The 22,507-nt window shown below is 68.2% G+C and carries 19 protein-coding genes; 9 read left to right on the forward strand and 10 right to left on the reverse strand.

Annotated elements, in window-relative coordinates:
- Window positions 1-23: 23 nt before the first annotated feature.
- The 3 genes from dapE to LQ955_RS03725 all read left to right on the forward strand — a co-directional run bounded on the left by dapE (window position 24) and on the right by LQ955_RS03725 (window position 2,710).
- Complete coding sequence (gene dapE, locus LQ955_RS03715) at window positions 24-1,121, forward strand: succinyl-diaminopimelate desuccinylase (RefSeq protein WP_231026884.1); 1,098 nt, start codon at window positions 24-26, stop codon at window positions 1,119-1,121.
- A gap of 27 nt (window positions 1,122-1,148) precedes the next feature.
- Window positions 1,149-2,465, forward strand: coding sequence for a hypothetical protein (locus tag LQ955_RS03720; RefSeq protein ID WP_231026885.1), 1,317 nt, complete (start codon window positions 1,149-1,151; stop codon window positions 2,463-2,465).
- A gap of 71 nt (window positions 2,466-2,536) precedes the next feature.
- Window positions 2,537-2,710 carry a DUF3117 domain-containing protein gene (locus tag LQ955_RS03725; protein ID WP_104244821.1) on the forward strand — a complete coding sequence of 58 codons (174 nt, stop codon included), beginning with the start codon at window positions 2,537-2,539 and terminating at the stop codon, window positions 2,708-2,710.
- Between the two features lie 132 nt (window positions 2,711-2,842).
- On the opposite strand, the gene LQ955_RS03730 is transcribed toward LQ955_RS03725, so the two are convergent.
- Window positions 2,843-3,472 carry an O-methyltransferase gene (locus LQ955_RS03730; protein ID WP_231026886.1) on the reverse strand — a complete coding sequence of 210 codons (630 nt, stop codon included), beginning with the start codon at window positions 3,470-3,472 and terminating at the stop codon, window positions 2,843-2,845.
- Between the two features lie 85 nt (window positions 3,473-3,557).
- Between LQ955_RS03730 and LQ955_RS03735 the strand changes: the two genes are divergently transcribed.
- On the forward strand, window positions 3,558-4,046 hold the full coding sequence (locus LQ955_RS03735; RefSeq protein WP_231026887.1) for a Sec-independent protein translocase family protein: 489 nt from the start codon (window positions 3,558-3,560) through the stop codon (window positions 4,044-4,046).
- Window positions 4,047-4,246: 200 nt separating this feature from the next.
- The gene (locus tag LQ955_RS03740; RefSeq protein WP_231026888.1) at window positions 4,247-5,983 is read left to right on the forward strand and encodes a cation:proton antiporter; all 1,737 of its coding nucleotides are present in this window, start codon (window positions 4,247-4,249) and stop codon (window positions 5,981-5,983) included.
- Between the two features lie 9 nt (window positions 5,984-5,992).
- Here LQ955_RS03740 and LQ955_RS03745 read toward each other — a convergent pair whose 3' ends face one another.
- From LQ955_RS03745 to LQ955_RS03755, 3 genes are all read right to left on the reverse strand, one after another.
- A complete protein-coding gene (locus LQ955_RS03745) occupies window positions 5,993-7,135 on the reverse strand; it encodes a P-loop NTPase (protein ID WP_231028020.1) in 1,143 nt (380 codons plus the stop codon).
- A gap of 61 nt (window positions 7,136-7,196) precedes the next feature.
- Complete coding sequence (locus LQ955_RS03750) at window positions 7,197-7,724, reverse strand: DUF1003 domain-containing protein (RefSeq protein WP_231026889.1); 528 nt, start codon at window positions 7,722-7,724, stop codon at window positions 7,197-7,199.
- Window positions 7,693-8,997, reverse strand: coding sequence for a magnesium transporter MgtE N-terminal domain-containing protein (locus LQ955_RS03755; protein WP_231026890.1), 1,305 nt, complete (start codon window positions 8,995-8,997; stop codon window positions 7,693-7,695). The genes LQ955_RS03750 and LQ955_RS03755 overlap by 32 nt, the downstream gene beginning before the upstream one ends.
- 82 nt (window positions 8,998-9,079) lie before the next feature.
- Here LQ955_RS03755 and LQ955_RS03760 point away from each other — a divergent pair, with 82 nt between their 5' ends.
- On the forward strand, window positions 9,080-9,691 hold the full coding sequence (locus tag LQ955_RS03760; RefSeq protein WP_231026891.1) for a general stress protein: 612 nt from the start codon (window positions 9,080-9,082) through the stop codon (window positions 9,689-9,691).
- Window positions 9,692-9,850: 159 nt separating this feature from the next.
- Here LQ955_RS03760 and LQ955_RS03765 read toward each other — a convergent pair whose 3' ends face one another.
- On the reverse strand, window positions 9,851-11,446 hold the full coding sequence (locus LQ955_RS03765; RefSeq protein ID WP_231026892.1) for an aminopeptidase P family protein: 1,596 nt from the start codon (window positions 11,444-11,446) through the stop codon (window positions 9,851-9,853).
- A 61-nt stretch (window positions 11,447-11,507) separates the two neighbouring features.
- Here LQ955_RS03765 and LQ955_RS03770 point away from each other — a divergent pair, with 61 nt between their 5' ends.
- On the forward strand, window positions 11,508-12,431 hold the full coding sequence (locus LQ955_RS03770) for a PHP domain-containing protein (protein ID WP_231026893.1): 924 nt from the start codon (window positions 11,508-11,510) through the stop codon (window positions 12,429-12,431).
- A 175-nt stretch (window positions 12,432-12,606) separates the two neighbouring features.
- On the opposite strand, the gene LQ955_RS03775 is transcribed toward LQ955_RS03770, so the two are convergent.
- Together LQ955_RS03775 and LQ955_RS03780 are read right to left on the reverse strand one after the other, a co-directional pair.
- The gene (locus LQ955_RS03775) at window positions 12,607-13,929 is read right to left on the reverse strand and encodes a DUF445 domain-containing protein (RefSeq protein ID WP_231026894.1); all 1,323 of its coding nucleotides are present in this window, start codon (window positions 13,927-13,929) and stop codon (window positions 12,607-12,609) included.
- Window positions 13,930-13,973: 44 nt separating this feature from the next.
- A complete protein-coding gene (locus tag LQ955_RS03780) occupies window positions 13,974-15,713 on the reverse strand; it encodes a DEAD/DEAH box helicase (protein WP_390623466.1) in 1,740 nt (579 codons plus the stop codon).
- A gap of 343 nt (window positions 15,714-16,056) precedes the next feature.
- Here LQ955_RS03780 and LQ955_RS03785 point away from each other — a divergent pair, with 343 nt between their 5' ends.
- Window positions 16,057-16,773 carry a ferritin-like fold-containing protein gene (locus tag LQ955_RS03785; RefSeq protein ID WP_231026895.1) on the forward strand — a complete coding sequence of 239 codons (717 nt, stop codon included), beginning with the start codon at window positions 16,057-16,059 and terminating at the stop codon, window positions 16,771-16,773.
- Window positions 16,774-16,776: 3 nt separating this feature from the next.
- Here LQ955_RS03785 and LQ955_RS03790 read toward each other — a convergent pair whose 3' ends face one another.
- From LQ955_RS03790 to LQ955_RS03800, 3 genes are read right to left on the reverse strand one after another with little or no spacing between them, the layout of a single operon-like run.
- Window positions 16,777-18,051 (reverse strand): kynureninase, encoded by a 1,275-nt coding sequence (locus LQ955_RS03790; RefSeq protein WP_231028022.1) that lies wholly within the window; start codon window positions 18,049-18,051, stop codon window positions 16,777-16,779.
- Window positions 18,048-18,350: a hypothetical protein gene (locus tag LQ955_RS03795; RefSeq protein WP_231026896.1), complete on the reverse strand. Its 303-nt coding sequence runs from the start codon at window positions 18,348-18,350 to the stop codon at window positions 18,048-18,050. Before LQ955_RS03795 ends, LQ955_RS03790 begins: the two co-directional genes overlap by 4 nt.
- Before the next feature lie 24 nt (window positions 18,351-18,374).
- The gene (locus LQ955_RS03800) at window positions 18,375-18,599 is read right to left on the reverse strand and encodes a DUF3107 domain-containing protein (RefSeq protein WP_231026897.1); all 225 of its coding nucleotides are present in this window, start codon (window positions 18,597-18,599) and stop codon (window positions 18,375-18,377) included.
- Between the two features lie 171 nt (window positions 18,600-18,770).
- Here LQ955_RS03800 and LQ955_RS03805 point away from each other — a divergent pair, with 171 nt between their 5' ends.
- Window positions 18,771-22,454 carry an ATP-dependent DNA helicase gene (locus tag LQ955_RS03805; protein WP_231026898.1) on the forward strand — a complete coding sequence of 1,228 codons (3,684 nt, stop codon included), beginning with the start codon at window positions 18,771-18,773 and terminating at the stop codon, window positions 22,452-22,454.
- Window positions 22,455-22,507: the final 53 nt, after the last annotated feature.

Here is a 22,507-nt window from a genome sequence, read left to right on the forward strand (position 1 = left end):
GGTGCTCTGCGTAAACTTGTGGCATGGCTTCGACCGATATCGCTCTGCCCGTGCTCGACCTGGGGGCGTCGTCGATCGACCTGACTCGGCAGATCTGCGACATCGAGTCCGTCTCGGGCAACGAGACCACGCTTGCCGACGCCATCGTGCGGAGCCTCGAGGGGTTTGCGCACCTGGAGATCATTCGCGACGGTGACACCGTCGTCGCCCGCACGAACCTCGGGCGTGAGCAGCGCGTGGTGATCGCCGGGCACATCGACACCGTTCCGCTCAACAACAACCTGCCGACCCGTTTCGAGACCATCGACGGCCGCGAATACCTCTGGGGCCGCGGAACCGTCGACATGAAGGCGGGTGTCGCCGTGCAGCTGAAGCTCGCGGCCGAGCTCGCGGATCCCAGCGTCGACCTCACGTGGATGTGGTACGACCACGAAGAGGTCTCGGCCGCACTGAACGGCCTCGGCCGGCTGGCCGCGAACAGGCCCGACCTGTTCGTGGGGGACTTCGCGATTCTCGGGGAACCGAGCAACTCGCAGATCGAGGGCGGCTGCAACGGCAATCTGCGTATCGAGGTGCGTACGTTCGGCCTGCGAGCCCACTCGGCCCGGGGCTGGGTCGGCGACAACGCCGTGCACAAGCTCGCGCCCGTTCTGAACACGCTCGCAGGCTACAAGGCGCGAGAGGTCGAGGTCGACGGCCTGGTGTATCGGGAAGGCCTGAACGCCGTGGGCATCAGCGGGGGAGTCGCGGGCAACATCATTCCCGACGAGGCGATGGTGCACATCAACTATCGTTTTGCGCCCAACCGCTCGGGCGACGAGGCCATCGCGCACATGCACGAGCTGTTCGGCGAGTACGACATCACCGTGGTCGACCTGGCCGAGGGCGCGAGGCCCGGACTCGACGCGCCTCTCGCGCAGCAGTTTCTGGCTGCGGTGGGCGGCGAGGCGAAGCCCAAGTACGGCTGGACCGACGTCGCCCGCTTCTCGGCACTCGGCATGCCTGCGGTGAACTTCGGCCCGGGCGATCCCCTGAAGGCGCACGCCGACGACGAGCGCGTGCTGACCAGCCAGATCACCGACTGCGAAGACGCCCTACGGGTCTGGCTGACGCGTGACTGAGGCGACACAGCCCAGAGGCGTTCGACGATGACGTACGCGGTCGACGACCGGCATTCCGACGACCCTGACTCCGACGGCCCGAACTCCGACGACCCGACCACCGAGGGCAGGAATGCGGGGGCGGTGGTGACAGCAGAGGCTGAGCCGGGCATCCGGAGCCGCTTTCTGCCGCGCTGGTGGTACTCGCGCTGGTGGCTGAGCGTCATTATCATCTTCGCGGGCGCGCGAGTGATCACGACGACGATGCTGCTGGTGCTCGCGAGTGTGCAGGGCAAGAATCCGTGGACGGGAGCCCAGCCCTCGTACTGGGATTACGCGTCGATCTGGGACGGCACCTGGTACAAGATCATCGCGTATTGGGGCTACCCGAGTCAGCTGCCGCTGCAGACGAACGGGCACATCGCTCAGAACGCGTGGGCGTTTTTGCCCGGGTATCCGTTTCTGGTTCGCGGGCTGAGCGAGATCACGACGGCGCCGTGGGAGTACGTCTCCGTCATCGTGTCGCTCGCCTTCGGTCTCGGCGCAGCGCTGGTGTTCTACAAGCTGATGCGCATCGCGCTGCCCGCCGGAACCTCGATGTTCGCGGTGGTGCTGTTCTGCATCGGCCCGGTATCGCCCATGTTCCAGGTGGCGTATGCCGAGTCGATGTTCATCTTCTTGCTCGCTCTGGCCCTGTACTTTCTGGTCAGGCGAAGGTACGCGCTGCTGTTCCCGATCATCCTGGTGATGTCGTTCACTCGGCCGAGCGGGCTGGCCTTCGCGCTACTTCTCGTGATGCACTTCGCCTGGCGGTGGTGGCGGGCGCGCCGCGACAACGAGCCGTTCCCGTTGCGCGACCAGGTGCTCGTGGGCGCGGCGGCCGTTTTCAGCGGCCTGACGGGCATCGCCTGGAACCTCATTGCGTGGGGGGCGACGGGGTACTTTTCGGCATACACCGAAACCGAGCTGGCCTGGCGGGCCACCTACATCGGCTATGCCCCGCTGCTGCCGTTCACGGCGTGGATTCAGGGCGGCAACTGGTGGCTCGGCGCCCCCGCCGGCGCCATCGTGGTGGTGCTGCTGGTCATCACGTTCGCGTTGGTGATGGCCACTCGCGGCGTGCGACGGCTGCCGATCGATCTACGGTTCTGGTTGATCGCCTACGCGGTGTACCTGCTCGCTGTGTTCTTTCCGCAGTCGAGTACGTTCCGACTACTGATGCCGATGTTTCCGCTGCTCGGCGTGATCGCGCTGCCGAAGTCGCGCATCTACCGCGTGGCGCTTGTCACCGTGTTTCTGGCCGCCCAGTGGGGCTGGCTGCTCATCTGCTGGGGCGTCGACGGATACGACTGGACTCCGCCGTAAATCGGCCAGGTTCTCTCGCCGCCCGTCGATACGAGATAATAGAAGAACGACACCACGAAAGGGGATGCCGCATGGCCGCCATGAAACCAAGGACCGGAGACGGCCCGATGGAGGCTGTTAAAGAAGGACGCCTCATCATCGTGCGGGTGCCGCTCGAAGGCGGGGGTCGCCTCGTCGTCTCCGTCAACGACGCAGAGGCACGCGAACTGCACGACGCGCTCGCTGGAGTAGTCGCGCCTGCCTGAATTTATGGTCTTTGATCGGCAAGCCGATCAAAGCCTGAAAGCCCCGCCGAGCACGCTCGACGGGGCTTTTTCGGGAGTCAGCGCGTATTGGCGGCGGTCGGCCGTGCCCGGCTCGGCCGCCACTCGCGCGTTTCAGCCGACGAGTTTGGTGACCTGAAGCAGACCGTCGCCGATGGGGGAGAGAGCGGTGATGACGGCCGCCGACTGCGAGAGCTCGCTCAGCAGGCTGCGAAAGTCGGCGACCGTATCGTCGCGCTGCGCGGGGTCGGCCACACGGTCGCGCCAGAGCGCGTGCGGCACCAGCACGGTGCCGCCGACCCGCACGAGTCGCAGTGCGTGTTCGACGTATTCGATGACCGACTCCGCGTCGGCGTCGACCAGCACGAGATCGTAGGTGTTCTCGTTCATGCGAGGCAGTACATCGCGCGCCTTGCCCGTGATGAGCCGAATGCGGTTGGCCGGGATGCCCGCTTCGAGGTACGCCGCCCGCGCCGACTGCTGGCGGTCGATCTCGGTGTCGATGGAGGTGATGGTGGCCTGCGGGGCGCCCGCGAACATCCACAGCCCGGAGACGCCGACGCCGGTGCCGATCTCGACGATGGTTTTCGCGGCGGAGGTGCTGGCGAGCACCGCGAGCTGCGCGCCGATGCCCGGAGACACCGACTCGACGCCGAGCTCGAGCGCGTGTGCTCGCGCTGCCGCGATGACGGCGGGTTCAGTGACGAAGTCTTCTGCGTACTTCCAGTTGGTCTCTTTAGACAAAAGTTGTGGCCTCCGGTGTGAAGTTTAGGTTACGTCTGGGTCTGCTCCCCGAAGGCTCGCAGGGGCGAGAGGGTATGGTGGAGTCATGTTCGGGTTGACCTTCGAGAAGCTGATCATCGTCGGCGTTATCGCCGCTTTTGTGATCGGCCCTGAGCGCTTGCCGCTCTACGCCAGCAAGCTGGCCGCGTTCGTGAAGCAGATCCGTGGCTTCACGAATGACGCGAAGTCGCGCATGAAAGAAGAGATGGGTCCCGACTTCGACGAGGTCGAGTGGAAGAAGCTCGACCCTCGCCAGTACGACCCGCGCCGCATCATTCGTGATGCCCTGCTCGAAGACCCGGCTGAGGCGGCGCCTTCGCCCGTGAAGCCGTCGGCGCCCATGGCGGCTTCGGCCCTAGCTCCTGCTGTGAGCGCTGCCCCGCCCGCGCCGGAGGGCGACGCCGTTCCGGTGACGTTGACGCGCCCCGAACCGGCGTACTTGCAGCGCAAGAAGAAGCTCGAGGCGGCCGCCGCGGCGAATGGTACCGACGGGGTGGCTATGCCGCTGTCGCCGTACGACTCCGAAGCGACCTGAGCCGCCCGCTTTCCGCCGTACTACCTCCGGCCGCGACCTAGCCGACTCGACACCCCTCGCCACCGCCTGATCGGCGGTTGACGGAGTTCATGTCGGCGTCGCGCTCACCGACGGGTGCCGCTACCGCGTCGAGGGCGTCGAGGCGCGTCGCTGTGCGCCTTCGTGTGAGTACTCACAGACTCCGCGGTAAACTGAAACGCATGGAACTGGGGATCTACGCGGTCGTCGGTGTCTCTGTGATCGTCGCGGTGGCCGCGTTTTCGAAGCGGCTCGGGGTGGCTGCGCCGATCATCCTCGTCGTTGTGGGTGTCGGCCTGTCGTATCTGCCGGGTGTTCCGTCGATCGAGATTCCGCACGAGTGGATTCTCGACGGGCTGCTGCCACCCATTCTCTACGCCGCGGCGATTAGCGTGCCGGTGGTCGACTTTCGGCGCAACCTCGGCACGATCACGTCGCTCTCGGTGGTTCTGGTGCTCATCACGGCCTTCGGTACCGGCTTTCTGCTCTACACGATGCTGCCCGACCTGAACCTGGCGGCGGCGATCGCCCTGGGTGCGATCATCAGCCCGCCCGACGCTGTCGCGGCAACATCGGTGGGTCGTCGGCTCGGGCTGCCGCCGCGACTGCTCACGGTGCTCGAGGGCGAGGGGCTGGTCAACGACGCGACGGCGCTCGTGCTGCTGCGCACCGCCACGGCGGCCGCGGTCGGCGCGCTGTCGAGCCCGTGGGAGGGCGTGACCGACTTCATCTTCGCGGTGGTCGTCGCCATCGCGATGGGCCTGGTCGCGGGCTTCGTGACCGTGTTCGTGCGGTCGAAGCTGAATGATCCCGTGCTCGACACCGCCATCTCGTTCGCCGTGCCGTTCGTCGCGTTCATGCCGGCAGAGGGGCTCGGGGCATCCGGAGTGCTCGCCGTCGTGGTGGCGGGCCTCTACACCGGGCACGCCGCGCCCGCCCGGTTCAGCGCACAGTCGAGAATCAGCGACCGCATCAACTGGCGCACGGTGCAGTTCTTTCTCGAAAGCGGCGTGTTTCTGCTGATCGGGCTCGAGATTCGTCCGCTCATCGACCACGTCACCGATGACCCCGGCGAACTCGGCGTCTGGCCGGCGATCGGCATCGGAGTGCTGGCGACCATCGCCCTCATCGTGTTGCGCTTCGTCTGGGCGGGGCCTCTGGTGCTCGGATTGCGGCTGAGGGCGCAGCACGCCGAGAAGGTCACGCTGCGACGGCGCTTGCACCTCGACTACCTGCATACGATTCCGATTCGGGATGCCCGGGGGCGCCGCCGGCTACGACGAGCCGAGCGGCTGTACATGATCCGCCGCTCCGATCTCGAACAGCTGCGAACCGAGGGCATCGACTGGCGCGGGGGAGTCGTGCTCGGCTGGTCGGGAATGCGCGGGGTGGTGACGCTCGCCGCCGCGCAGTCGCTGCCCGAAGACACTCCGTATCGAGACCAGCTCATTCTCATCGCGTTCACGGTGGCGTTCCTCACGCTGGTCGTGCAGGGCAGTACCCTGCCTGCCGTGATCAGGCTGGTGGGCATCCAGGGTATCGATGTGGTCGAAGACCGCCGCGAGCTGGCCCTGCTGCTCGATGAGATCAGCAACAAGGGGCTGGAGGTGCTCGACGACCCCGGGGGAGCGCTCGGCGAGACGACTCCGGTCGACCCCGACGTGGTGGAGCGGGTGCGGCAGTCGTCGTTCTTGCGCACCGAGCTGGCGTGGGAGAGGTCGCGGCAGCTCAGCAGCGGAACCGACGAGACCCCGCACCAGCTCTACCGCGAGCTGCGGCTCGTGGTGATGGAGACGGAACGCACCGCGCTGCTCGAGGCGCGCAGTCGCGGCGCCTACACCTCGCGGGTGCTCACCGAGGCGCAGGCCATGCTCGACCTCGAAGATACGCGGCTCCGCTCCCGCGGCCCTGGCCACTGAGTTCTAGGGTCAGCGGGGGGAGACGGGGAGCTTGAGGCCGGCGAGGCCGCGTGGGCGGGCGGCGAGCTGGTCCGCTACGTGCAGGATGGCGACGGCAGCGGGGTCGAGCGGGTCGGTGAGCACGATCGGGGCGCCCGTGTCGCCGCCGGCGCGCAGGGCCACGCTCAGGGGAATCGAGGCGAGCAGGGGCACGGGAGCATCCTGACCGGCCGACAGCCGCCGCACCACCTCGGCGCCACCGCCCGAACCGAACAGCTCGAGCACGCTGCCGTCAGGCTGTGGCAGCCCCGCCATGTTCTCGATGACGCCCACGATCTTCTGCCCGGTCTGCCGCGCCACGACGCCCGAGCGCTCGGCGACATCCGCGGCGGCCGGCTGCGGGGTGGTCACCACGAGCACCTCGGCGTGCGGCAGCAGCTGCCCCACCGAGATCGCCACGTCGCCGGTTCCGGGCGGAAGGTCGAGCAGCAGCACGTCGAGGTCGCCGAAGTACACGTCGGTCAAAAACTGCTGAATCGTGCGATGAAGCATGGGGCCGCGCCAGGCCACGGCGGCGTTGTCGTCGACGAACATGCCGATCGAGATGACTTTCACGCCGAACCCGACGGGCGGCAGAATCATGTCGTCGACTCGGGTCGGCTTCTGCGCGGCGCCGTCGCGAACGAGGCCCAGGATGCCCGGAATCGAGAACCCGTAGACGTCGGCATCCACGATGCCCACGGCCAGCCCGCGCGCCGCCAGCGCTGCGGCGAGGTTGGCGGTGAGCGTGGACTTGCCTACCCCGCCCTTACCGCTCGTGACGGCGTAGATACGGGTGAGGGAGTCCGCACCGAATTGCATCTGGCGCGCCCCACCCGGGCCGCGCAGCTTCTCGGTGAGCGCGGCTCGTTCGTCGCGGGTCATCACGGAGACGTGGATGTTCGCGGCCGTCACCCCCGTGACGCCCAGTGTGGCCGCCCGAACGTCGCGTTCGATGGTGTCGGCCGCCGGGCATCCGACGATCGTGAGCTTCACGTTCACCAACGCCGCACCGCCCTCGTCGACCGTCACGTCGCCCACCATGTCGAGCTCGGTGATGGGTTTGCGAATCTCGGGGTCGAGTACGCGGCCCAGTGCCGCGCGCACGGCGTCGGCCAGGGGTTCGACCGGCACGCCAGTTTCCAGCGGCCCGCCCGGCACGCCGGTCTCTGGCGGCCCGCCCGGCGCACCGAACTCAGGCACTCCCGGTCTGCTTCGCCTCGTCGTCGGCCGTCAGCTCTTCGAGCAGCGCCTTGAGCTCTGCGCGAATGAAGTCTTTGCTCGCCATGTCTTGCATCGCCAGGCGCAGCGCCACGACCTCACGTGCCAGGTATTCCGTGTCGGCGAGGTTACGTTCGGCGCGCTGGCGGTCTTGCTCGATCTGCACCCGGTCGCGGTCGTCTTGCCGGTTCTGGGCGAGCAGGATGAGCGGGGCCGCGTACGACGCCTGCAACGACAGAATCAGGGTCAGCGCCGTGAACCCGATGGCCGCCGAGTCGAAGCGCAGGTTCTCGGGGCCGTAGGTGTTGAACCCGATCCAGAGCACCACGAACCCGGTCAGAATGATGAGAAACCACGGAGTGCCCATTCCGCGGGCGATCGCCTCGGTCGAGCGGCCGAAGCGGTCGCGACTGGTTCGGCGCGCGGGGAGCACCCGCGTGCGCATGCCCTTCGGGGCGTCTAACCGCGCGTCAGGAGTTCGATTGGGCGAGGTGCGTGCCATTGGGTGATCTCCTTCCGCGGTTTACTGGGGTGTGTTCGCCTTCGTCGTGACTTCGCCAGTCGTCGGGCAGCAGGTAGTCGAGAACATCGTCAATGGTCACCACCCCGACCAATCGATGGTTCTCGTCGACGACGGGAACCGAGACCAGGTTATAACTCGCCAGGATGCGCGAGACTTCAGCCGCACTCGTCTCAGCCGTGACGGGGTCGAGCCCGTCGTCGACGAGCGCGCCGAGGCGTTCATGCGGCGGGTAGCGCAGCATGCGCTGAAAGTGCACCATGCCCAGAAACCGGCCCGTCGGCGGCTCGTAGGGCGGAAGCGTCACACAGATCGCCGCGCCGAGCGCGGGAGCCAATTCGTGCCGCCGGATGAGCGCGAGCCCTTCGGCCACGGTGGCGTCGGCCGACACGATGATGGGCTCGGTGGTCATCAGGCCACCCGCGGTATCCGGCGCATACGCGAGCAGCATACGCACGTCGTCGGCCTCTTCGGGCTGCATCAGCTTGAGGAGCGCCTCGCCGCGAACTTCGGAGAACTGCGCGATGAGGTCTGCCGCGTCATCCGGCTGCATCTGGTCGAGCACGTCGGCGGCGCGGGTGTCGTCGAGCTGGTTCATGATCTCGACCTGGTCGCTCTCGGGCATCTCTTCGAGCACATCGGCGAGCCGGGCATCCGGAAGCTCTTCTGCCACCTCGAGCCGGCGGCCCTGCGGCAGGTCGAGCAGCGTGTTGGCAAGGTCGGCGGGCTTCATGTCGCCGTAGGTTGCGATGAGCTGTTCGGCCGACTGCGACTGCGCAGACTTGCCCTGCTCGCGCACCTCGCTCCAGGTGGCGAAGACCGTCGGGCCCTTGCCGAACGGGCTCGCGCTCGTCTTCGGGCGGCGCACGAAGAGCTGCGACACGCTCCATTCGCCGGGACCCGACTGCTCGATGGCGACGTCTTCGATGGTGCCCTCACCCGAGCCGTCGACGAAGGCCACCTTGCGGCCGAGAATCTCGGCAATGACACGCACTTCGCCACCGCGCTGCTCGAAGCGGCGCACGTTCATGAGGCCAGTGGTGATGATCTGGCCGCTGCCGATGCTGGTCACGCGGCCGATGCTCACGAATACGCGGCGCTTGCCCGGAATCTCCACGATGAGGCCGACGAGCCGAGGCGAATCGTTGTTTCGGTAGACCACGAGAACGTCGCGCACCTTGCCCAGGCGGTCGCCCGCGGGGTCGAAGACGGTGCACCCGGCCAATCTGGCGACGAAGACTCTGGTGGCACTCACAAATCAAACTTAGTGCGTCAATCTGAATGCTAGGCCGTCGGTGTTCTGTGCGGGCGACGGATGCTCGTGAAAGACTGAACATGTGACCAATCAGATGCCCGTTTCAGGCCGCGGCTCACGCCAGGCGCCGCGTATGCCGCGCGGCGACGTGGTGCTCACCTGCGAGACGTACGAAGAGGCACAGGCAGCAGTAGATGTCTTGGCGAAGGCGGACTTTCCCGTGAGCCGCATCGCTATCGTGGGCAGCGATCTCAAGACCGTCGAGGTCGTGACGGGCAAGCTGAGTTACGGGCGCGGCGCGCTGGCCGGTGCGTTCACGGGGGCGTGGCTTGGGCTGTTCATCGGGCTGTTGCTGGTGATCTTCTCACCCACGGGCACGTCGGTGTCGTTCGTCGTGGCCGCGGTGCTGATCGGCGCCGGGTTCGGTGTGCTGTTCGGCATCGTGTCGTATGCGCTGAACCGGCGGCGGCGCGACTTCACCTCGAACATCCAGGTCATCGCCACGAGCTACCAGATCATCGCCGACCCCGACGTGGCGAACCGCGCCCGCAACCTCGTGGCGCCCGGTTCGGCCTGGGGTGCCGCTGCTTCGACCCCGGCGCCTTCCTCAGGTTTCACGCCCCCGCCGGCCCCCGCGCATCCCTCCGACCCGCCGCCCGCGCCCGTTTCCGACCCCCCGCCCCCGCCCTCCTGATCCCGCCCCCTGTTTCCCGCCCCCCCTGTTCCTCGCCCTCTCCGGAACATCGGTTTTGCGCAGAAGCACCCAACCGGGCGGATTTGGGTGCTTCTGCGCAAACTCGACGGAGGAAGAGTGGGTGAGAGTCAGGGGCGGAGGCGGGCGAGCGTGCCGCGCTTAGAGCGAGCGCCCGTTCAGGGCGCCCGCTGCGCTCACCCACGCCTCGACGTCGTCGGCGGTGCGGGGGATGGCCGCGGAGAGGTTCTCGGCGCCGGTGGGGGTGACGAGAATGTCGTCTTCGATGCGCACGCCGATGCCGCGGAACGACTCGGGCACGGTCAGGTCGTCGGGCTGAAAGTAGAGGCCGGGCTCGATGGTGAACACCATGCCCGCCTCGAGCACACCGTCGAGGTACATTTCGCGCCGCGCCTTGGCGCAGTCGTGCACGTCGAGGCCGAGGTGGTGACTCGTGCCGTGCACCATGTAGCGGCGGTGCTGCTGGTTCTGCGGCTGAACGGCCTCTTCGGCCGACACAGGCAGCAGGCCCCACTCGGCGGTCTTGCGGGCGATGACGCCCATCGCCGTAGCGTGGATCTCACGGAAGCGAATGCCGGGGCGCACGATGGCGAAGGCGGCGTCGGCGGCCTCCCGAACGGCTTCGTAGATCATCCGCTGTTCGGGGCTGTACGTGCCGCTGACCGGCAGCGTGCGCGTAATGTCGGCGGTGTAGTACGAGTCGAGTTCGACCCCGGCGTCGACGAGCATGAGGTCGCCGGGTACGACGGGGCCGTCGTTGCGGGTCCAGTGCAGGATGCACGCGTGCGGGCCCGAGGCGGCGATGGTGTCGTAGCCCACCGCGTTGCCGTCGGCACGGGCACGGGAATTGAACACGCCCTCGACCAGACGCTCGCCGCGCTCGTGAGCGGTGATGCGGGCGAAGTCGCGGATGATGTCGTCGAAGCCCGCGGCGGTCGCCGCGATGGCGAGGCGCATCTGGCCGATCTCGTATTCGTCTTTCACGAGGCGCATCTCTGAGAGGTCTTGCTCGAGCTGGGCCGACTCGTCGACCTCCTCTTTCTCGCCGGATGCGGGGCTGAACGCGATGGTCGGCAGGGCCGCCTCGTCTTGCGCCTCGATGACTGCGGCGGCGACACGAGCATCGACAAGCGCCGTCAGCTCGGGATCGGCCTCCCGGATGATCAGGGTGTCGCCATCGACGGCTTCGAGAACCGCATCGAGGTCGGCAATGCCGTGGGCGGTCAGGGCGAGATCGGCGGCGACCTGAGCCAGTGACGGGCGCGGCCCGATCCAGAATTCGCCGATCTCGGGGTTCGCGTAGAACTCGTCGGAGTCTCGGCCGGCGCGCTCGCGAAAGTAGAGCGCGGCGTCGTGACCGGCCGCGCCGGCACCAGACTCGGATTCGGATTCGGATTCGGACTCGGCCACGGGCTCGAGCACCAGCACCGCGCCGGGCTCGGAATCCGAGCCCCACCCAGTGAGGTAGCTGAACACCGTGTGCGCGCGGAACGGAAAGTCGGTGTCGTTCGAGCGCTGCTTCAGCCGGCCGGCGGGAATGATGAGCCGCTTGCCCGGGTACTTCGCCGAAAGACGGGCGCGGCGTTCGGCCGCAAAGGCGGCCTCGTCGCGGGCCGGGGGCAGAACATCCGTTCGTTCGGCCCAGTTGCTCGAGATGTACTGCTTGAAGGAGTCCGAGCCGGGCGTGGTGGAGCGGTTCGAGGTGGCGCGGGGTGCGGTGTCGGTCTGTTCAGCCATACTCCATTGTCGCGCGCGGCGGCACGGAAGGCCACCTCGCCAGAACGGCATACGATGAGGTATGCCCGACGCCGCACCCGCCTTTGGCGCACCCATCGATCTGCACACGCACAGCAGCGCGTCAGACGGAACCGAAACGCCCTATGACGTCATTCGGTCGGCGAGCGAAGCGGGGCTCGGAACGATCGCGCTCACCGATCACGATACGACGGCGGGCTGGGCATCCGCTGCCCAGGCGGCGCACGATTTCGACCTCACCTTCATTCCGGGTATGGAGTTGAGCACCCGGCTCGAACACACGAGCATTCACGTTCTGGCCTACCTCATCGACCCCGCGAACCCGGCGCTGCTGGCCGAGACCGAAACGATTCGGGATGCCCGGCTCGCCCGCGCCGAACGAATCGTCGATCGCATCGGCCGCGACTACGACCTCACCTGGCAAGACGTGCTCGCGCAGACCACAGAAGGCGCGACGGTCGGCCGGCCGCACATCGCCGACGCGCTCGTGGCGAAGGGGCTAGCCGAGAACCGCAGTCAGGCGTTTCAGGGCATTCTGCACTGGCGGGCCGGGTATTTTCAGCCGCACTACGCCCCGACGCCGCTTGCCGGTGTCGAGCTGGTCGTCGCCGCCGGGGGAGTGCCGGTGCTCGCGCATCCCGGTACCGGCGGCCGAGAGCGAGTCGTGCCAGAGGCGCGGCTGCGCAAGCTGGTGGATGCCGGGCTCTTCGGTCTCGAAATCGAACACCGCCAGAACACGCCCGACGGCAAGGAGCGGCTTTACGAGCTCGCTGCGAAGTTCGGCCTCGTGGTGACCGGGTCGAGCGACTACCACGGCGAGGGCAAGCCCAACCGCCTGGGTGAGAACCGCACCTCGCCTGAGGTGCTCGAGCGCATCATCACCCGCGCCACCGGCACGCCGCCCGTCTACGGAAGCCGCACCTCGGGGTCAGCCCCCGCCGGCGGCGAGCCCGCCCGCACCCTCTGACCGGCTCCAGCTCGACGCCCTTCGCCCTCTCGCCCCCTTCGCCTTCTCGCCCCCCTCGCCTTCTCGCTCCCCTCGCCGACCTCGCCGAATTTGCGCACAAGCACCCAAGATCTCGCGAACAGGTGCTTCTGCGCACAGTGGAGCGGCGGAGGTCAGCCGAGTGGAGCGGCGGAGGTCAGCCGGCTAGGGCGAGCAGGGCCTGGGCCACGGTGAAGATGGCGAGGCCGGCGAGGGAGCCGACCACGGTGCCGTTGATGCGGATGAACTGCAGATCTTTACCGACCTGGAGTTCGATCTTCTGGCTGGTCTCGGCGCCGTCCCAGCGCTCGACCGTCTCAGAGATCACGGCCGCGATGTCGTGACGGTAGTTCGCTACGAGATGGGCGGCGGCGTTCGCGACCCAGGCGTCGACCTTCGAGGCGAGCAGAGCATCCGTCTGTAAGCGCAGCCCGGTGTCGATGAAGGTCGACTCTGCGGTATGCCGCAGCGGGCTGTCGGGGTTCGCCAGCGACGAGACCAGCGCGTCTTTGAGCGACTGCCACGCGAGCGAGGCGATCTCGCGCAGGCGCGGGTCGTCGATGAGCTGCGCCTTGGCCGCCTCGAGGCGATCGCGCATCACCGGATCGTGCTGCAGATCGGTCGCCAGCTGGCGCAGGTAGTCGTCGAGGGCGAGACGCAAGCGGTGATTCGGGTCGTGCTGCACGGCTTGCACGAACTTCAGCGCCTCGTAGTAGACGCGTTCGTCGACGATGCGGTCGACGAACGACGGTATCCAGCTCGGTAGCCGCTTCGACACGAGCTCAGTGAACGCTTCGGGATTGCGGGCCAGCCACTCCTCGGCCCGGTCGATCAGCAGATCGACGGCGAGGTGATGGTGCCCCGACGCCACGATCTTCTCGGCAAGCGAGCCGATCTCGGGCGACCAGTCGCGATCGACCAGATGCGTGCGGGCAAGCCCTTCGATGACGGTGCGAATGTCGTCGTCGCTCAGCAGCGCCATTGCCCCCTGTGCCGCACTGGCGAGCTCGTCGGTGAGGCGTTTTGCGTTCTTCGGGGTGGCGAGCCAGCTGCCCACTACCCGAGAAACACCCACCGATGCAAGCTTCTCGCGCACGACGGCCTCGGAGAGAAAGTTCTCTTCGACGAACTCGCCGAGGCTCGCCCCGATTTCGTTCTTACGCGTCGGGATGATCGCGGTGTGCGGAATCTTCAGCCCGAACGGATGCCGGAACAGAGCCGACACCGCGAACCAGTCCGCCAGGGCGCCGACCATTCCGCCCTCGCTCGCGGCGCGCACGTACTGCAGCCACGGGTAGCGCCCCTGCAGCGCAAACGACACCGCGAAGATCAGCGCCATCAGCACCAGCAGCCCGGTGGCGATGAGCTTCATGCGCCGCAGAGCGTGCAGCTTCACCACCTCGCCCGGGGTGAGTCCGGCTTCGGGGCCCGAGGTGGCGGGAGGTGCTGCGATGGTGGCGGCGCGTGACAGGCCGCTCATGATGACGCTGACATTGTGCGGGCCATGAAGGGGATGCTCGGCGGTTACTCGGCGCGCGGCGCGCGGTTGCGCGAGCGGTTGCGCCGGCGCGGCGCGCTGTTGCCGTCGTGGTGCTCACTCGACCCGTGGCCGGTGCTGCCGTGGGTCTCAGAGGAGCTCGCGGCGTCTGTGCTCGCGGCGCCTGTGCTCGCGGCGCCTGTGCCCGCGGGGGTGGATGTCGCGGCAGACGCCTCGCCGCCTGAGAAACTGACCGCGGTGGTGCTGCCGGTCATCCCGCCGCCGTCGACTGTCGTCACCGAGCCCGGGCCGCCCTCGGCAGCGCCGTGACGACGACGATTGCGTGAGCGTGGGGGGCGAGCCGCGCCGTCGCGGGATGCGGCGGAGTCCGCGTCAGACGTGCCGCCGCCCTGGCTGCTCGAATTGCCACGACCGCCGCCCTGGCTGCTCGAGCCCGAACCCGATGCACGACCGCCGCCCTGGCTGCCGCCCTCGCGCGGGCCGCGCGGCGGCCGAGTGCCGGCCTCAGGACCCTTCGCGGCGGGAGTCGGCTTGAGCCGGCCCTTCACGCCGACCGGAATGTCGAGGTCCGAGAACAGGTGCGGTGATGAGGAGTAGGTCTCGACCGGCTCGGGCTGGCCCATCTCGAGCGCGCGGTTGATGAGCGCCCACTTGTGCATGTCGTCCCAGTCGACGAAGGTGACGGCGATTCCGGTCTTGCCGGCGCGACCGGTGCGCCCGGCGCGGTGCAGGTAGGTCTTCTCGTCTTCGGGAATGGTGTGGTTGATGACGTGGGTCACGTCGTTGACGTCGATTCCGCGAGCGGCAACATCGGTTGCAATGAGCACGTCGCGTTTGCCGGCCTTGAAGGCGGCCATCGCGCGCTCGCGCTGCTCTTGGTTGAGGTCGCCGTGCACGGCGGCGGCGTTGAAGCCGCGGTCGTTCAACTCGTCGACGAGCTTTGCTGCCGCGCGCTTGGTGCGGGTGAAGATGACGGTCTTTCCGCGGCCGTTGGCCTGCAGGATGCGCGCGATGACCTCGTCTTTGTCGAGGTTGTGGGCGCGGTACACGACGTGCTTGATGTTCGCCTGCGTCAGGCCCTCGTCGGGATCGGTCGCGCGAATATGGATGGGGCGGCTCATGAAGCGACGGGCGAGCGCGACGACGGGGCCGGGCATCGTGGCCGAGAACAACATCGTGTGGCGCCCGGCCGGGGTCTGAGCGAAGAGCTTCTCGACGTCGGCGAGAAAGCCGAGGTCGAGCATCTTGTCGGCCTCGTCGAGCACCATGACACGCACGTTCGCGAGGGAGAGCAGGCGCTGGCCGGCGAGGTCGAGCAGGCGGCCGGGGGTGCCGACGACGACTTGCGCGCCGGCTTTGAGCTGCTCGATCTGGCCCTCGTACGCCTTGCCGCCATAGATGGCGATCACCGTGGTCGGGCGGTTCTTTGCAGCGAGCTGGAGGTCTTCGGTGACCTGTACTGCGAGTTCGCGGGTCGGCACGACGACAAGCGCCTGCACACCGGGCTCGGGGTTCGGGCCGAGTTCCTGCAGCAGCGGCAGCCCGAAGCCGAGCGTCTTGCCGGTACCGGTCTTGGCCTGACCGATGATGTCTTGCCCCTCGAGACCCAGGGGAATGGTCTGCACCTGGATGGGGAAGGCGTGGATGATGCCCTTCGACGCCAGCGCGTCGACGAGGTCTTGTTCGACCAACAGATCACTGAACGTCGTCTCGAGGACGGGCGCGGCCTCGGAGAGCGGGTCGGGGGCGATGAAGTCGATCTCGATGAGATCGTCTTCGCTCGGGTCTGTCGTTATGGGTTCGTTGGATTCTGCTTCAGTGAAAGTCACAGTGTGAGGGCCCTGTCATGATGGGCTACGCCCGAGGAGATCGTGCTGCAAGACGTGGGCAGCGGTGGTGGCCGGCGATGGCGCCTGGCGGGGCGTAGGATGCCCCGATTCGTGTCAGGGCACGTTCAGTTTAGCCGTGCATCCGGTCGCCAGGTGCGAAACGACGCACGGCGCCCTCGGTTCGGTCACGCCTCAGGCGAACGCACATATTCCCCCGGAGGCATGAATGCCGCTCGAGCCCGATCGGTGAGCCTCAGACCGAGCCGGTAGACTCGGGGCCGTGTTCGACGTTTTTAAGCGCCCAGCGGCGCGCCTCGAGGTTCCTCGGCTGAAGCCTCGGCGGCCCGCTGACCAGACGCTGCGCGTCAACCTCGCAGAGATCACTCCCGAGGTGATTCCCTACCTCGGGCAGGCCGCGTACATCCAGCTCTCCATTTTCGAGGCGCTGGCGAGAACCGTCATGCTGGCGCCCACCGTGGCCGCGAAAGAGGTGCTCGGCCCGGCCTCGGGCTTTGCGCTCGAGAAGCACGAGAAGCTCGTCGCCGAGCTTCGCCGGCTGGTCGGCGAATCGTCAGTGGTCATGGCTCAGTTCGCCCCCGCCATCGAGCACTACAACGACGTGGTGCGCGGTTCGGACTGGTACGAGTCACTCACCAGTGTTTATCTCACCGCCGGCATTCTCGACGACTTCTTCGTGCTGCTCGCCGCCGGAATCGACGGCGACGTGGGGCCCAAGGTCGCGCGTATCGTCAGCTCGCCTTCGGGTCGCGAAGGCATCGAAACGCTGCTCGGCGATGCCATCTCCGAAGACGCCACGCTCGGCTCGCGGCTTGCGGTTTGGGGTCGGCGCCTCGTCGGTGACACGCTGCTCGTGGCGCGTTCGGCCATCCACCACAGCGGCAACGTTCGCACGGACGAGCAGCGCATCGAGCCGGTCTTCACTGAACTCATCGCGAACCACAGCCGGCGCATGGACGGCCTCGGCCTCACCGCGTAGTACTCAGCCCGCGGGCGACTGGAGCGCCGCGCGCACGGCGAGCAGGCCCGTCGCCAGCTCAGTGAAGCTGGTCGAGAGCGGCGAGAGGCCCACGCGCAGCCCGAACGGCGCGCGGAAGTCGGGAAGCACGCCCTGCTGCCATAACTCGGCGACGACCCGCCGAAACTCCGGATGATCGAGGGTGACGTGACTGCCGCGGCGCCCAGCGTCTTGGGGCGACGTGATCACCACGCCGAGCGGAGTCAGCAGTTCGTCGGTCAATTCGATCGTGAACTCGGTCAGCGCCACAGACTTCGCGCGCACCGAATGGATGCCCGCCTGCCCGATGAGCGCGATCATCTCGCGCATCGCGAGCATGCCGATCACCGGCGGAGTACCGCTCTGAAAGCGGGCCATGCCCGCGGCCGGCTCGTAGCCCGGGCCCATGGCGAACGGATCGGCATGCCCGAACCAGCCCTGCACGGGCTGCCGCAACTCACCTTGAAGGTCTCGCCGCACATAGACGAAGGCCGGGGAACCCGGGCCGCCGTTGAGGTATTTGTACGTGCATCCGACGGCGACATCGACGTTTGCTGCGTCGAGTTCGAGGGGAACGCTGCCGACCGAGTGGCAGAGATCCCAGACGACGAGCGCGCCGGCCTCGTGGGCGATGCTCGTCAGCTCGGCAAGGTCGGTGAGGTACCCGGAGCGATAGGCGACGTGGCTGACCAGAACGACGGCGGTCTGCGGCCCTACGGCGGCAGCGAGCTGGTCGGTGGTGAGACCCGAGTCGGGTGCGGTGGTGATCCAGCGCACGGTGAGGCCGCGCTCGGCAGCGATGCCCTCCACGAGGTACCGGTCGGTGGGAAAGTTGTCGGTGTCGACCACGATCTCGGTGCGGTCGGGTCGGGCCGCGGCGCACGCCCGCAGCATCTTGTAGAGCAGCACGGTGGTCGAGTCGCCGATGAGCGTCTGACCCGAGGCGGCTCCGAGGCAGGCCGCGGCGAGTTCGTCTGCGATGAGGGTGGGCAGGCGCATCCACTGCTCGTCCCAGCCGCGGATGAGGCGGCCGCCCCAGGCGCCCTCGACAAAGGCGGCGAGCAGAGGCCCCACGGTCTTCAGCGGGCGACCGAGCGAGTTGCCGTCGAGGTACGAGACGACGACGTCGGCGGAGGCGGCAGCGCCGCCCTCCGCAGCTGCGTCGACACCGACGAATAACTCGCGATAGACCGCGAGGTGGTCGTCGGCGTCGAGCTGCGCAGCGCGTTCGAGTACGTGCGCGAGCTGCTGGTCGCTCAGGCGCGGGCCTTACGCGACAGTAGCGCGGTGAGCTGGGCGCGATCGTGGTCGCGCCGCACTCGCCCGAGTACCGGAGCCGTGATGCCCACGACGAGAGCGGTCACCACGAGCGTGACGACCCAGATCCAGCCGTCGCTCCAGGCCCAGCCCAGCCAGGTCAGTATCTCCCAGATGACAGCGGAGGTGATGGCGCCGACGGCGGGCAACAGCACGACCCCGTGGGTGTCACGCAGCGGAAAGAGGTAACGCGCCACGCCGCCCATGATGAGGCCGGCCAGAATGACGAAGAGCAGTTCCATGGTGCTGAGAGACTCGCTCGGCGGCTAGCCGACGAATCCGATGCGACGGTTCTCTTCAGAACCGATCTCGACGTACGACAGGCCGACGACGGGAACAAGGTACAGCTTGCCCTTGGTGTCTTTCAGCGACAGGTGACCGGTGCCGGTGGCAAGGGCCTCAGAAACGGTCTGCTCGATTTCTTCGGGCGACTGGCTCGATTCGAAGCTCAGTTCGCGAGGAGATTGTGCAATGCCGATACGAATTTCCACCAGGTGTGCCTTTCAACGTTGATGTGTCGCGGGCCGCCGGAGTGTTCCAGTGTGCCCACCTCAAGAAGATTACGGCAGATCGGATGCCCGGCAGCGCCCTCACGCCCCCTGCGGCCCTCGCCGTGAGCGAACACGTGCCGGCTGTCGGCGGGTGGCGATAGCTTAGCTGTCGTGACTACTCCCGAAGCCGCGCCGCTCGACGCCTCGCAGCGGGCCGTGGTCGACCTCGCCGACGGCGTGACCGTTGCCGTCATCGGCGCACCCGGCTCGGGCAAGACACGCACTCTCGTCGAGCTCGTCGCCGATCGGGTGCTGCGCCGGGGCCTTCGTCCGTCGCAGATCATCGCGCTCACCCCGACACGGCTCGCTGCGACGCGATTGCGCGACCGGCTGGCGCTGCGGCTGGCTGTTCCGACCAACGGGCCGATGGCGCGAACGGTCAACTCGCTCGCCTTCCAGATCGTGCAGGCGGCGGCCACTGCTTCGGGTGCTGCCGCTCCTTCTCTGTTGACGGGAGCGGAGCACGACCGCATCATCGCCGAGATGCTCGCCGGGCACGAGGCTGAGGCATCGGATCCGGGCGGCAGCGGGCCGCAGTGGCCCCATCCGCTGACCGCCGACGTTCGTGCGTTGCGCGGCTTTCGTACCGAGCTGCGCGAACTGATGATGCGCGCCACCGAAGACGGTGTGTCGCCGCACGAGCTGAGCGAGCTCGGCCGGCAGCACGGCGTGCCCGAGTGGGTGGCCGCCGGCGAGTTCGCTGCAGAATACGGCGAAGTAGTGGCCGGGCTGGCCGACACGCACCTCGACGCCGCCGAACTCATTGCGGCTGCGCGACTCGCGGTCGTACAGGGGGAGCTCGGGGTGCTGGCCGGTGTGCGGATGATCGTGGTAGACGACTTTCAAGAACTCTCTGCTGGCGCGGTGAACTTCTTGTCTACGCTCGCTCGCCGTGGGGTCGCTGTGGTGGCGTTCGGTGATCCCGACGTGGCGACGAACACGTTCCGTGGCGGCGAGAAAGACGGGCTCGGCCGCTTGGGGTCGGTGCTCGCGGTGCCGGCAGCCGAGCCGCTGTACCTGACGACGGTCTATCGGCACGGGCCGGGCATCCGGAGCCTCGTCGACCGGGCGACGACCCGCATCGGGGCTGCGGCCGCCGGTCGGCAGCGCGCGGCGCGGTCGGCCGCCTCGGCTCGGGCCGAGGTTGAGCCCGTGCGTCGTATTCTCGCCACCTCCAGTGCGGGCGAGATCGCCGCCATCGCGCATCTGCTGCGTGAGCACCACCTGCTGCGCGGAGTGCCGTGGGGCGATATGGCCGTCGTGGTTCGCTCGGGCGCGCTGCTGTCGTCGATGACCCGAGGCCTTGCGCTCGCCGAGGTGCCGACCAGCACGACCACGGGCGGAATCGCACTGCGCGACGACTATGCCGCCCGCCACCTGCTGATGGCGGTGATGCTCGCCACCGGCGCGCTCGAGCTGACCGACGATCGTGTCTCCGACCTGTTGCTCGGCCCCTTCGGCGGTCTCGACGGTGTCTCGCTTCGGCGCCTGCGCCTGTCGCTTCGGCAAGAAGAACTGGCCGGCGATGGTCACCGCACGGCCGAGCAACTGCTGCGGGATGCCCTCGAGAACCCCGGTCGTCTCGCCACCATCGATTCGGCACCCGCGCGGCGCGTTGCGCGCCTGGCGGAGCTGCTGCACCGGGTGCGCACGCTCGACCAGCACGGAGCCAGCGCCGAAGAGCTGCTCTGGCTGCTGTTCAGCGGCAGTCGGCTGGGCACGGTGTGGGCGAAGCAGGCGCAGGGCTCCGGAATCCTCGCCGACGAAGCCAATCGGTATCTCGACGGCGTGGTCGGAGTCTTCACGGCGGCGAAGCGATTCGTCGAGCGCACGCCCAATCGGCCCGCCGGCGACTTCTTCGTCGGGTTGCTCGAGGCCGAGGTGGCCGAAGACTCGCTCTCACCACGCTCGGCCGGCGACGCGGTGGTCGTGTCGACACCGAACGGCGTCATCGGGGCCGAGTTCGAGGTCGTCGTCGTGGCGCGCCTGCAGGAGTCGGTCTGGCCCAACCTACGTCTGCGCGGCTCGCTGCTGCACCCCGATCGGCTGAGCGCGGTCGTAGCCGCACAATCCGTTGCCGACGTCGATGCTCGCGCAGAGGTGCTCGGCGACGAGTTGCGGATGCTCGTGCTCGCCGTCTCGCGAGCAAGCACACAGGTCGTGCTGACCGCCGTGCAGAACGACGACGAGCAGCCTTCGGCCTTCGCCCGGCTCGTGCCCGACGACGACCGCGGCATCGACGACGACCGCGGCGTCGACGACCGCGGCAACGACGACGACCGCGGCGTCGACGACCGCAGCAACGACGACGGGCCGGGCGGTGGCGCACGGGGTGCCGCGATGCCGCTCGCCACCGCGGCGGCCGCTGCCGTGACGCCGGCTGCCGTCACGCCTCCTACCGCGGCGCCGGCTGCCGTCACACTAGCGGCGGCCCGAGCCGACACGAGCGGACTCGTCGCCCTGTTCGATTTCGACGACGACGGCGAGGTCGTGGAGGTCGCTGAGGTGAGTGCGGTCTCTGAGAGGGGTGCGGTCTCCGAGCGAGGTGCGGTCACCGAGGTGGATGCGGTTTCCGAGCTCGCACCTTCCGGCGAGGTGCGCGTCCGAGAAAGACCCGTGGGGGAGGCCGACGAGAGACCTGCGACGGTAGCCGGCGAGGGGGTCTCGGCGCCGGCGTACGGGCGCAGTGCTGCCGGGCATCCGCTCTCGTTGCGGGGGCTCGTGGGCGAGCTGCGCCGTCGGCTGGCCGAGACGGGCGACCCGGGGGCGGCCGCTGCGCTCGCGCGGTTGGCCGCCGAGGGGGTGCCGGGCGCGCATCCGGAGTCGTGGTACGGGCTGCGCGAACCGTCGACTCTCGACGATCTGGTCGACCTCGACGACCCGGAGAACTACGTCGACGTGTCGCCGTCGAAGCTCGAGACGTTCGAGAAGTCGCCGCTGGCGTGGTTCGTCGACAAGGTGTCGGGCGGCACCTTCGGCGTGCCGGCGGGCATCGGCACCCTGCTGCATTCGGTGATGGAAGAGGTGTCGAAGCGCACCGACCCCGATCTGAGCGTCGTGGCGCTCTGGAACGAGCTCGACGAACGCTGGAACGAGCTGCACTTCGAGTCGCCGTGGCTCGGCGAGCGCGAACGGCGGCGCACCGAGAAGAAGGTGCTCGGTCTTTCGGAATACCTGCAGCAGTTCGAGCGCGACGACGCCACGCTGCTCGGCGGGGAGCAGAGCTTTGCCCTCGACATCGGCCGCGCCAGGCTGCGCGGCACGGTCGACCGGGTGGAGCGGCACGCGAACGGCCACGTCAGCGTGGTCGACCTCAAGACGGGAAACTCCGCACCGTCGGCGTCGGCCGTTCGCGACCACGCGCAGCTCGGCAGCTACCAGCTGGCGCTCGCCGAGGGGGCGCTCGTGGCGCCCGAGGCGGCTGGCGGCGAAGGCGCCGCGGTTGAACGTGCAGCCGCCGTGCCAGCAATCACCGAGCGCGCTGGCGCCGACCCGGCCGCCGCCGAACGTGCAGCCGCTGATGGCCGCGCCGCGCCCGAGAACCTCGTCAGCGACGGGGCCGTGCTGCTCTACGTGGCCGTCTCGTCGGGCAGCGGCGCCAATAAGGTGCACTACAAGCTGCTGGCACAGGCCCCGCTGACCGACGAGACCGAGGCCGAGTTCCGCCAGCGCATCGAGACCGCTGCCGTGGGCATGGCCGGCTCGGTGTTCGCCGGCCGCGAGGGGCTCGACGAGCGCGATCCGCACGGGCGCTGGAACTACCGCATCCACCTCGTGAAGGCGGTGAGCGCGTGAGCGAGGAGCAGGCCGCGACAAGCGCGTCGATCGCAGCCGGCCACCGCGACGCA

The sequence above is a fragment of the Subtercola endophyticus genome (assembly GCF_021044565.1).
Lineage (GTDB): Bacteria > Actinomycetota > Actinomycetes > Actinomycetales > Microbacteriaceae > Subtercola > Subtercola endophyticus.